Below are 9,873 nucleotides of genomic sequence, written 5' to 3' on the forward strand. Positions count from 1 at the left end.
GTTCCGGCAGCCTTCAGTGGTCTTTGCAGAGTTAAGACAGGCGGCTTAGCGTTGCACTTCGAACTTGAATCCGCCGCTTAACATGTTACCTAAACTCCAATCTTCCGATAAGCACACTGAAATTGAGTGAGTTCACAGCAATAACTGTACTGGCAAATGCGCATTATTTGCTCAGGGCATTAATCGTCTTCATTTTCAATTTGGGTGGTTCCAGGCAATGGCAAATTTATCAAAAGGTATTTTTCGCGTTCCTCTTCAGGCTCTTTTGTTCGTTCCATTTAGCGGCATGGCCGCGGGTAACTACTACGACGCGCGCAATGACGCGATGGGGGGGACAGGCGTGGCGTCATCCACTTATGGCGCGGCAGCACTGGCAAACCCGGCATTACTGACCAAAGCGCAGCCTGATGATGATATCAGCGTGATTCTGCCGTCTGTTGGCGTGCAGATGACTGACAAGGATAAGCTGGTCAGCAAAGTCGATGATATTTCAAATGAAGTTGATGGCTATCGTGATCAGGCCGATGATTTTTTATCCAGTCCCAGCCTGGGGGGATACCAGAACTTGCAAGCGGCAGCGGGGGATTTGGCGAACCGTCTGCGCGATATCCGTGGCGATACCGCTAGCGGAACGGCGGGTGCGGCGATTGTGGTTGCTGTACCGAATGAGGTACTGCCGTTTGCGTTTGTCACCAAGGCCTACGGCACCGCACATCTGGCAACCGATGTTAAACAAAGTGATATCGATTATCTGCAAGGCATTGCGGATGGTACAGAGATCCCGGGTTCTGATTATGAGTCCCGTTTAACCTCTACCGCCTCAGGCCGTGCGGCACTGGTTACTGATTACGGTATTGCAGTGGCGCACCAGTTTGATATCGCGGGCTATCCTGTTTCCGTCGGTGTGACGCCAAAACTGCAGAAAACCTATCTCTACAACTACAGTGTCTCTGTTTACAACTACGACAAATCGGACTTTACCGACGGTCGCTACAAAAACACCAATACCGGCTTTAACCTTGATGCCGGTGTTTCTGCCGATCTCAACGACAACTGGACGCTGGGATTAAGCGCACAGAACCTGATTTCGCGTGATATCGATACCAAAGAAGTCAGCGGTCTGAAGGATACTTACCAGATCCGTCCGCTGGTGACTTCCGGCGTTTCGTGGCATACCGGCGATCTGACTACGGCTCTGGATGTCGATTTAACCCCGACGAAGCGCTTTAAGAGCCAGCAAGACAGTCAGTACGCGGGTGTTGGTGCCGAATATCGTCTGTTCAGCTGGCTGCAGCTGCGCGGAGGCTATCGCGCCGATCTGAAATCTAACGACACCAATGTCGTCACCGCCGGTATTGGCCTGTCGCCGTTTAATAACAGCGTACATCTGGATCTTGGCGGCTCAGTGGGCGACGACAACACCTGGGGCGCAATGGCGCAGATTGGTTTTAATTTCTGATGTTCTAGTGGGCGGGGATCCCCGCCCATTTCGCTGTCCTTACTCAGGCAAACACCACTTTCAGGCTGCCTGGCGTACTACGGGGTTTTCCTACCACAATCTGCACATCGCGGCCCAGTCTGGTCAGACATTCCATCATTTTTGCCTCACTAATACCGCGAAACTGCCCACGTAGCATATTGGACAGTTTGGGCTGTGTCATACCCAAAAGTGTCGCAGCCTGCCGCTGCGTCATGTTACGGCTTTTAATGATGTTGCTTATGGTTGTTGCCAGCTGCGCTTTAACCTGCATTTCTTCAGCATTCGCATTGCCCATATCGGCATAAACATTGCCGCTACTGACTTCAATATCATGGCTCATACTATGCTCCTCTGGCATGTGTTTCTGCGGCTTTCAACCGCTCGCGAATTTTGTCCATATGCTGTTTTGGGGTACTGATGCCGGATGATGATTTTTTCTGGAAGGCATGCAGAACATAGACGGCATTGCTGAATTTAACGGTATATATTGCCCGATAGGCATCGCCAAAATAATCTTCAACGACCTCCAGAACACCAGCACCGCCAAAACCTTTTAATGGTTTGGTTTGCGCATGTTTCTCACCTGCCTGTGCCAGATGAAGCGCATAGCCAAAAATATCCTGTACATCCTCAGGAAGAGAGAGAAGGTCTTTCTTACTGGTGCTAACCCAATAGAGATCTTTCATACGCGTATCCATGCGTTATGTTTATATCCATATGGGTATAATTTAGCATGGTCTATGATGAGGACATAGTCAAATGTCAGATTGTCCTGAGCCTTCTGTTATGGGTACATGCTCCAGACGTGCTTAGCTCGCAGGGCATGTTGGTTTTATCTGTCCCCGCTATGCTATCCTTGTGCACATTATCGACACTTTTTAACCTGGATTACTGCGTTTCATGAGTCAGCCTTTTCCCGCTTCACGTTTTTCCATCGCCCCTATGCTCGACTGGACCGATCGCCACTGTCGTTACTTTCACCGTCAGCTGACACGCCAGACCCTGCTGTACACCGAAATGGTGACCACCGGGGCGATTATTCATGGCAAAGGGGATTACCTTGCATGGAGTGAGGAAGAGCAGCCCGTGGCTCTGCAACTGGGGGGCAGCGATCCGGCGGCGCTGGCGCAGTGCGCGCGTCTGGCGGAAGCGCGTGGTTATAATGAAATTAACCTTAACGTCGGCTGCCCGTCTGACCGGGTACAGAACGGGCGTTTTGGCGCCTGCCTGATGGGCGACGCGGCGCTGGTAGCGGACTGCATTAAAGCGATGCGTGATGTGGTGTCGATTCCGGTGACGGTGAAAACCCGCATTGGTATCGATGACCAGGACAGCTATGAGTTCCTCTGCGATTTTATCCGTACCGTTGCGGAGCAGGGGGGCTGCGAGATGTTTATTATCCATGCGCGTAAAGCCTGGTTATCGGGTCTGAGCCCGAAAGAAAACCGCGAGATCCCGCCGCTCGACTACCCACGGGTGTATCAGCTGAAACGCGATTTCCCACAGCTGACGATGGCGATTAATGGCGGCATTAAAACCCTCGAAGAAGCGAAACAGCATCTGCAGCATCTTGACGGTGTGATGGTGGGACGCGAAGCCTATCAGAATCCAGGCATCCTGGCGCAGGTCGATCGTGAACTGTTTGGCCTTGATGTGGCGGACAGCGATCCGGTGGCGGTGGTGCGTGCTATGTATCCGTATATCGAGCAGGAACTGGCGAAAGGTACTTATCTTGGCCATATCACACGCCATATGCTTGGTCTGTTCCAGGGGATTCCGGGCGCGCGCCAGTGGCGTCGTTACCTGAGTGAAAACGCCCATAAGCCAGGTGCAGATGTTGAGGTGCTGGAAAAAGCCCTGTCACTGGTGGCGGATAAGATCCCGGCGACAGTATGAGCATCAACTCAGGGCGGTATATGCCGCTCTGAGTTCGTCAGATTTTAACCACGTATTAAGCAATTTCACTAACTTCCCTCGTCGTTTATTTCACTCACTCCTGATATTTCAGTCAGTTAGCACGACTCCCACTCTGGCACGGTTCTTGTAATACCCTGAGCATACTGACTTGCTGGAGTGTGCCTGATGGAAATCCTGTTTGTGATCGGATTCTTTTTAATGCTGTTACTGACGGGTGTCTCACTGTTGGGGGTGATTGCGGCATTGATTGTCGCCAGCCTGGTGATGATGGTCGGCGGGTTGTTTGTAATTGTTATCAAATTGTTGCCATGGCTGGCGCTGGCTGTGGTGACGGTATGGATCTGGCGTGCCATGCAGAAGCCAAAAACCGGACGAAATGACTGGGTATCACGCTAAATAATCAATGACTTGCCGTGTTTGTCAGATTGTTTTATGCGGGCTGGATCACATCATGGCACTTTGCTTAGCCAATTTGTGCAATTAAACATATTTTTTACTTATGTTTTCTGCCAGGATGAATACCGTTGAGTCGACAATGTATTCATCGCCGCTGACCCTACAACCAGCGAGAACGATAAATAAAAAAGAAATAAGGGGCTTCCTGCGGGAAGCCCCCTTTTTTTTGTCTCAGGGGATCAGCAGACTGGAACCGGTCGTGGCGCGACTTTCCAGTACCTGATGAGCACGTTGCGCATCCGCCAGGGCAAACTTCTGCTGCTGCGGCACATCCACTTTAATCGCCCCGCTGGCAATCAGCGAGAACAGCTCGTTGCTGGCATGCGTCAGTTCTGAGCGGTTGGTGATATAGCCAAACAGTGACGGACGTGTGACATACAGCGAGCCTTTCTGGTTGAGAATGCCCAGATTGACGCCGGTGACCGGTCCAGAGGCATTGCCAAAGCTCACCATCAGTCCGCGGCGCTGCAGGCTGTCCAGCGACGCTTCCCAGGTATCTTTACCGACAGAGTCGTACACCACACCCACTTTCTTGCCGTCGGTCAGCTCGCTGACACGCTGGGCAATATTCTCTTCGCGGTAATTGATAGTGGCCCAGGCGCCATGCTGTTGCGCCAGCTGCGCTTTTTCGGCGGAACCGACAGTACCAATCAGATGTGCGCCCAGCGCTTTCGCCCACTGGCAGGCAATCAGCCCCACGCCGCCTGCCGCAGCATGGAACAAAAAGACTTCGCCGGGCTGCACCGCATAGGTCTGACGCAGCAGATAGTGCACTGTCAGCCCTTTCAGAAACGAGGCTGCCGCCTGTTCAAATGAGATAGCGTCAGGCAGCAGCGCAATGCGCTCTTCCGCCACATTGTGCACCGCACTGTACGCGCCAGGTCCCGACTGGGCATACACCACACGGTCACCAGGCTTGACCGCGGTAACGGCAGAGCCCACTTTGGTCACCACGCCCGCCGCTTCGGTGCCTAAGCCCGAAGGCAGCGCCGCAGCGGGATAGAGTCCGCTGCGGATATAGGTGTCGATATAGTTAATGCCAATCGCTTTGTTCTCTACCTGCACTTCACTGGCTGCAGGATCGGCAGGGGTGAAATCCACCAGTTGCAACACTTCCGGGCCGCCATGCTGGGCGAATTGTATTCTCTTTGCCATGGTCACTCCTGTTGATTTATACCCGTCATACTTCAACCCGCAGGTGCGTTGGCTGCACCCACTCACCCCAGCCACATCGTTATCTATGCACCTGGGGATTCGCGTGCCTGCCGCCTTCCTTCAGCTTGAATTATTTAGGGTATAGCGTGAATGTTGGGAACAACGCGAGCAAACAGTTATACTTGCGCGTCTCCTAACTGATTTTCGGTATTGCACTCACTATGGCAGGAAATAAACCCACCAACAAATCGGGCGAATCCCGAGCGAGCGAACCCCGCGACCGCCAGATGGAAGGACTGAAGCTGCCTCCGCACTCGCTGGAAGCGGAGCAGTCAGTGTTGGGCGGGTTGATGCTGGACAACGAACGCTGGGATAACGTCTCTGAACGCGTGGTGGCGCAGGATTTCTTTAGCCGTCCACATCGCCTGATCTTTGCTGAGATGCAACGCCTGCTGGAAGCGGGCCAGCCCATTGACCTGATCACCGTCTCAGAATCGCTCGAACAGAAGGGTGAACTGGAGATGGCGGGCGGCTTCGCGTATCTGGCTGAACTGTCGAAAAACACGCCAAGTGCGGCGAACATCGGTGCGTATGCCGATATTGTGCGTGAACGTGCTGTTGTCCGTGAAATGATCTCGGTGGCGAACGAAATCGCCGACGCCGGTTACGATCCGCAGGGGCGCAGCAGTGAAGATCTGCTCGACCTGGCGGAATCGCGGGTATTTCAGATTGCCGAAAACCGTGCCAATAAGGACGAAGGGCCGAAAAGCATCGACCAGATCCTTGAAGCCACCGTGTCGCGTATTGAGTCGCTGTACCAGACACCGCATGATGGCGTCACCGGGGTCGATACCGGTTATCAGGATCTGAATAAGAAGACTGCTGGCTTGCAGCGATCCGATCTGATCATCGTCGCGGCGCGTCCATCAATGGGTAAAACCACTTTCGCCATGAACCTGTGCGAAAATGCGGCGATGCTGCAGGATAAACCGGTGCTGATCTTCAGTCTGGAGATGCCCGGTGAGCAGATTATGATGCGTATGCTGGCGTCGCTGTCGCGTGTCGACCAGACGCGCATCCGTACCGGCCAGCTGGATGATGAAGACTGGGCGCGTATCTCCGCCACCATGGGCATCCTGCTGGAGAAGAAGAACATGTATATCGATGATTCTTCCGGCCTGACGCCGACCGAGGTGCGTTCCCGTGCGCGACGTATCTACCGTGAACACGAAGGCTTAAGCCTGATCATGATCGACTACCTGCAGCTGATGCGTGTGCCGTCGCTGTCCGACAACCGTACGCTGGAGATTGCTGAAATCTCGCGCTCACTGAAAGCACTGGCGAAAGAGCTGCATGTGCCGGTGGTGGCGCTGTCGCAGCTGAACCGCTCACTGGAACAGCGTGCCGATAAACGCCCGGTAAACTCAGACCTGCGTGAATCCGGCTCCATCGAACAGGATGCCGACCTGATTATGTTTATCTACCGTGATGAGGTGTACCACGAGAACAGCGATCTGAAAGGCATCGCAGAAATCATTCTCGGTAAGCAGCGTAATGGTCCTATCGGTACGGTACGCCTGACGTTTAATGGTCAGTGGTCGCGTTTTGATAATTATGCGGGGCCACAGTACGACGACGAGTAATCCTCCGTCGCCATTGACGCCGTAGTGGCGTTGGCTGCCCTCACTCACCCCAGTCACTTACTGGTGTAAGCTCCCGGGGATTCGCTCGGTTGCCGCTTTGCTACAACGTGAATGGCTTAGGAGGATGTCCTCTGTCGTCATTGGCACCGTAGCGGCGCGGGCGCGTGTCCTCCGTCACTCTATAACGAAATAGTGTTGGACAACCCTCTGTTGATTGCGGTTATCTGTAGTAAAAGGCACCTCTGCAGATAACTTGGATCGGCAATGACCCACATCGATGATTTTGACCTCAAGATACTGAATCTTTTACAAACCAATGGCCGCCTTACCAATCAGGAACTGAGTGATTTGGTTGGCCTGTCAGCTTCGCAATGCTCACGTCGTCGTATCAACCTTGAACAGGCTAACCTGATCCTCGGTTACCACGCACGCCTGTCGCCGGACGCCGTCGGTCTGGGCATGATTGGCTTAATCGAAGTGCGTCTGATTAACCACACCTCGGATTATGTCGAAAGCTTCCACCGTATGGTGGCGGAGCAGTCGTCGATCGTCGATGCCTATAAGACCACCGGCGATGCCGACTACCTGCTGAAAGTGGCGGTGGCGGATCTGGCGGGATTAAGCGCGCTGATTAGCCAGCTGGTGGCGGGGCATCAGAGTGTGGCGCATGTGAAAACCTCTGTAGTACTGAACCGGCTGAAAGAAAACGGCCTGATGATGTTGCCTGCGGATGCACAAAAATAGTGCACTGCGCACCATGATGGGGTGCTGAAATCACCACTATCGGGCAGGTTGTGCATTTTGAAACTGTTTTATGCGTGATTTGATGGTGTGTTGGTAATTTCATGCACAAAATTACCAAATAAAGCCGTTTAGTTATCAATAGGTTAATCCTGCCGCCCGTTGCTGGCGCGATTTCTCGCGCCGGATTGGTGCGTTTTTTGCAGTCTGATCGCGTCATTAACTTGAGAATCAGACCGATGGAAAACACCGCGCAGTCCCTTGCAGCACCTGAAAAAATCCCCCACAGCCATGTTGAAGATGTGCTGGCTATTCTGGTCGGCACCCTGATGGTGTCGTTTGGCGTCGTGCTGATGAAGCAGGCGGGTGCACTGACCGGCAGTACCGCCGGTATCGCATTTTTAATCAGCTATCTGACCCACTGCTCGTTCGGACTGGCTTTTTTTGTCATTAACCTGCCTTTTTACTGGCTGGCTGTGCGTCGTATGGGCTGGGCTTTCACCATTAAAACCTTCTGCGCTGTTGGCCTGGTGTCGCTGTTTAGTCAGTTACACCCGCTTTTTGTCCATTTTGATACGCTAAATCCGTTTTATGCGACACTGTTCGGTAACGTTATCGCCGGAATTGGGTTTATAGTGTTATTCCGCCACAAAGCCAGCCTCGGCGGGATTAATATTCTGGCGCTGTGGCTGCAGGATCGCTTCGGCATCCGCGCCGGTAAACTGCAGATGGTGGTTGATACCTTTGTGGTGCTGGCTTCGCTGTTTGTGGTGTCGCTGCCAATGCTGGCGGCATCCATTGCAGGCGCAGTGATTCTGAACCTGCTGATTGCGATGAATCACCGTCCTGGACGCTACAGCGGCGTCTGAAAAATATCCCCACCGCGCCGATTGCGCGGTGAATTAATACCAAGCTATGGAGATCTGCACTGTGTTTCAAAACGTTGATGCCTACGCCGGCGATCCAATTCTCTCGTTAATGGAGACCTTTAAACAGGATCCACGTCAGGACAAGGTGAATCTGAGCATTGGTTTGTACTATGACGCACAGGGTGTTATCCCTCAGCTGGCGGCGGTTGCCGCAGCGGAAGAGCGTCTGAACGCCCAGCCGCAGAGTGCTTCACTCTATCTGCCGATGGAAGGTCTGCCTGCTTATCGCAATGCGATTGCTCCTCTGCTGTTTGGTGCTGATCACCCGGCACTGAAAGCGGGCCGTATCGCCACTATCCAGACGCTGGGCGGTTCCGGCGCACTGAAAGTGGGTGCCGACTTCCTGAAACGTTACTTCCCGAACTCTAATGTCTGGGTCAGCGATCCGACCTGGGAAAACCACGTTGCTATCTTCTCTGGCGCGGGCTTCTCCGTGGAGACTTATCCGTGGTATGACGCCGACACCAATGGCGTGAAATTCGATGCCTTTATCGCCAAGCTGAAAACGCTGCCGAAGCAGAGCATCGTGTTGCTGCATCCGTGCTGCCATAACCCAACCGGTGCGGATCTGACCAATGAGCAGTGGGACATCACCACTGAAGTGCTGAAAGCACAGGAACTGGTGCCATTCCTCGATATCGCCTACCAGGGCTTTGGCGCGGGCATGGAGCCGGATGCGTACGCTATCCGCGCTATTTCAGCCGCCGGTCTGCCAGCGCTGGTCAGCAACTCCTTCTCCAAAATCTTCTCACTGTATGGCGAGCGCGTTGGCGGCCTGTCTGTGGTGTGTGATGATGCCGAAGAAGCTTCCCGTGTACTGGGTCAGCTGAAAGCGACGGTACGCCGTAACTACTCCAGCCCGCCAAACTTTGGTGCTCAGGTGGTGTCCTGCGTGCTGAACGATGACGCGCTGAAAGCCAGCTGGCTGGCAGAAGTGGAAGTGATGCGTCTGCGTATCCTTGATATGCGTCAGGCGCTGGTGAATGTGCTGCGCAAAGAGATCCCTGGCGGTAACTTCGATTACCTGCTGAAACAGCGTGGCATGTTCAGCTACACGGGTCTGAGCGCGCAGCAGGTTGAACGTCTGCGTGAAGAGTTTGGTGTCTACCTGGTTTCCAGCGGGCGTATCTGTGTGGCAGGTCTGAATATCAACAACGTGCAGCAGGTCGCACAAGCCTTCGCCGCTGTGATGAAATAAGCACAGGCTTAAGGCAATAAAAAGCAGCGGGAATACCGCTGCTTTTTTTATTTAGTGCTAACAAAAACAATCCATATCTGAAGCAAAATAATAACAACTTATCAGTAAATAAAAGAAAGTCATTTCGTCATGAAATCTTTTTCAATTCTCACTGCATTAATATTTGTTATCGACTTCAAATAATTAACCCCACTTTTCGCAGCATAAAAAAACAAGCTGTTTTGTTATGCAAATGCACATTGTCCGCCGCTATTTATCTCCCTATCTTCTATACATTGCGCGAATTCAGATAATAAGTGCAACGCTCGGACATGATTGTGGAGAGTGTAGGAGGAAGGGTTAACTACCGATAAG

General features: G+C 52.9%; 10 protein-coding genes. 7 read left to right on the top strand and 3 right to left on the bottom strand.

Annotated elements, in window-relative coordinates; all coding sequences use genetic code 11:
* Positions 1-217 precede the first annotated feature (217 nt).
* Positions 218-1,459, top strand: coding sequence for a conjugal transfer protein TraF (locus ACSZO1_RS20470; RefSeq protein WP_437615945.1), 1,242 nt, complete (start codon positions 218-220; stop codon positions 1,457-1,459).
* A 43-nt stretch (positions 1,460-1,502) separates the two neighbouring features.
* On the opposite strand, the gene ACSZO1_RS20475 is transcribed toward ACSZO1_RS20470, so the two are convergent.
* Together ACSZO1_RS20475 and ACSZO1_RS20480 are read right to left on the bottom strand one after the other, a co-directional pair.
* Positions 1,503-1,820: a helix-turn-helix domain-containing protein gene (locus ACSZO1_RS20475; RefSeq protein ID WP_437615947.1), complete on the bottom strand. Its 318-nt coding sequence runs from the start codon at positions 1,818-1,820 to the stop codon at positions 1,503-1,505.
* A gap of 1 nt (position 1,821) precedes the next feature.
* Positions 1,822-2,166 (bottom strand): type II toxin-antitoxin system RelE/ParE family toxin, encoded by a 345-nt coding sequence (locus ACSZO1_RS20480; protein WP_437615949.1) that lies wholly within the window; start codon positions 2,164-2,166, stop codon positions 1,822-1,824.
* 214 nt (positions 2,167-2,380) lie between these two features.
* Here ACSZO1_RS20480 and dusA point away from each other — a divergent pair, with 214 nt between their 5' ends.
* Together dusA and pspG are read left to right on the top strand one after the other, a co-directional pair.
* Positions 2,381-3,376 carry a tRNA dihydrouridine(20/20a) synthase DusA gene (gene dusA / locus ACSZO1_RS20485; RefSeq protein ID WP_437615951.1) on the top strand — a complete coding sequence of 332 codons (996 nt, stop codon included), beginning with the start codon at positions 2,381-2,383 and terminating at the stop codon, positions 3,374-3,376.
* A gap of 183 nt (positions 3,377-3,559) precedes the next feature.
* Positions 3,560-3,793 carry an envelope stress response protein PspG gene (gene pspG, locus ACSZO1_RS20490; RefSeq protein WP_437615963.1) on the top strand — a complete coding sequence of 78 codons (234 nt, stop codon included), beginning with the start codon at positions 3,560-3,562 and terminating at the stop codon, positions 3,791-3,793.
* Between the two features lie 231 nt (positions 3,794-4,024).
* Here pspG and ACSZO1_RS20495 read toward each other — a convergent pair whose 3' ends face one another.
* Positions 4,025-5,008, bottom strand: a complete 984-nt coding sequence (locus ACSZO1_RS20495) for a quinone oxidoreductase (RefSeq protein ID WP_437615953.1) — start codon at positions 5,006-5,008, stop codon at positions 4,025-4,027.
* A 221-nt stretch (positions 5,009-5,229) separates the two neighbouring features.
* Between ACSZO1_RS20495 and dnaB the strand changes: the two genes are divergently transcribed.
* The 4 genes from dnaB (at position 5,230) to ACSZO1_RS20515 (ending at position 9,519) form a co-directional block, all read left to right on the top strand.
* Complete coding sequence (gene dnaB, locus ACSZO1_RS20500) at positions 5,230-6,651, top strand: replicative DNA helicase (protein WP_437615955.1); 1,422 nt, start codon at positions 5,230-5,232, stop codon at positions 6,649-6,651.
* 264 nt (positions 6,652-6,915) lie between these two features.
* Positions 6,916-7,395 (top strand): Lrp/AsnC family transcriptional regulator, encoded by a 480-nt coding sequence (locus ACSZO1_RS20505; RefSeq protein WP_437615957.1) that lies wholly within the window; start codon positions 6,916-6,918, stop codon positions 7,393-7,395.
* Between the two features lie 236 nt (positions 7,396-7,631).
* The gene (locus ACSZO1_RS20510) at positions 7,632-8,261 is read left to right on the top strand and encodes a YitT family protein (RefSeq protein ID WP_437615959.1); all 630 of its coding nucleotides are present in this window, start codon (positions 7,632-7,634) and stop codon (positions 8,259-8,261) included.
* A gap of 61 nt (positions 8,262-8,322) precedes the next feature.
* Positions 8,323-9,519, top strand: a complete 1,197-nt coding sequence (locus ACSZO1_RS20515; protein ID WP_437615961.1) for an amino acid aminotransferase — start codon at positions 8,323-8,325, stop codon at positions 9,517-9,519.
* Positions 9,520-9,873 lie beyond the last annotated feature (354 nt).

Origin of the sequence: Erwinia sp. V71 (assembly GCF_965644245.1) — a bacterium.
Classification (GTDB): Bacteria; Pseudomonadota; Gammaproteobacteria; order Enterobacterales; family Enterobacteriaceae; genus Erwinia.

Excerpts from the sequence above, each read along its gene's own strand:
- ACSZO1_RS20470 (WP_437615945.1), top strand. The coding sequence starts at position 218 with ATGGCAAATTTATCAAAAGGTATTTTTCGCGTTCCTCTTCAGGCTCTT.
- ACSZO1_RS20475 (WP_437615947.1), bottom strand. The coding sequence starts at position 1,820 with ATGAGCCATGATATTGAAGTCAGTAGCGGCAATGTTTATGCCGATATG.
- ACSZO1_RS20480 (WP_437615949.1), bottom strand. The coding sequence starts at position 2,166 with ATGAAAGATCTCTATTGGGTTAGCACCAGTAAGAAAGACCTTCTCTCT.
- dusA (WP_437615951.1), top strand. The coding sequence starts at position 2,381 with ATGAGTCAGCCTTTTCCCGCTTCACGTTTTTCCATCGCCCCTATGCTC.
- ACSZO1_RS20495 (WP_437615953.1), bottom strand. The coding sequence starts at position 5,008 with ATGGCAAAGAGAATACAATTCGCCCAGCATGGCGGCCCGGAAGTGTTG.
- dnaB (WP_437615955.1), top strand. The coding sequence starts at position 5,230 with ATGGCAGGAAATAAACCCACCAACAAATCGGGCGAATCCCGAGCGAGC.
- ACSZO1_RS20505 (WP_437615957.1), top strand. The coding sequence starts at position 6,916 with ATGACCCACATCGATGATTTTGACCTCAAGATACTGAATCTTTTACAA.
- ACSZO1_RS20510 (WP_437615959.1), top strand. The coding sequence starts at position 7,632 with ATGGAAAACACCGCGCAGTCCCTTGCAGCACCTGAAAAAATCCCCCAC.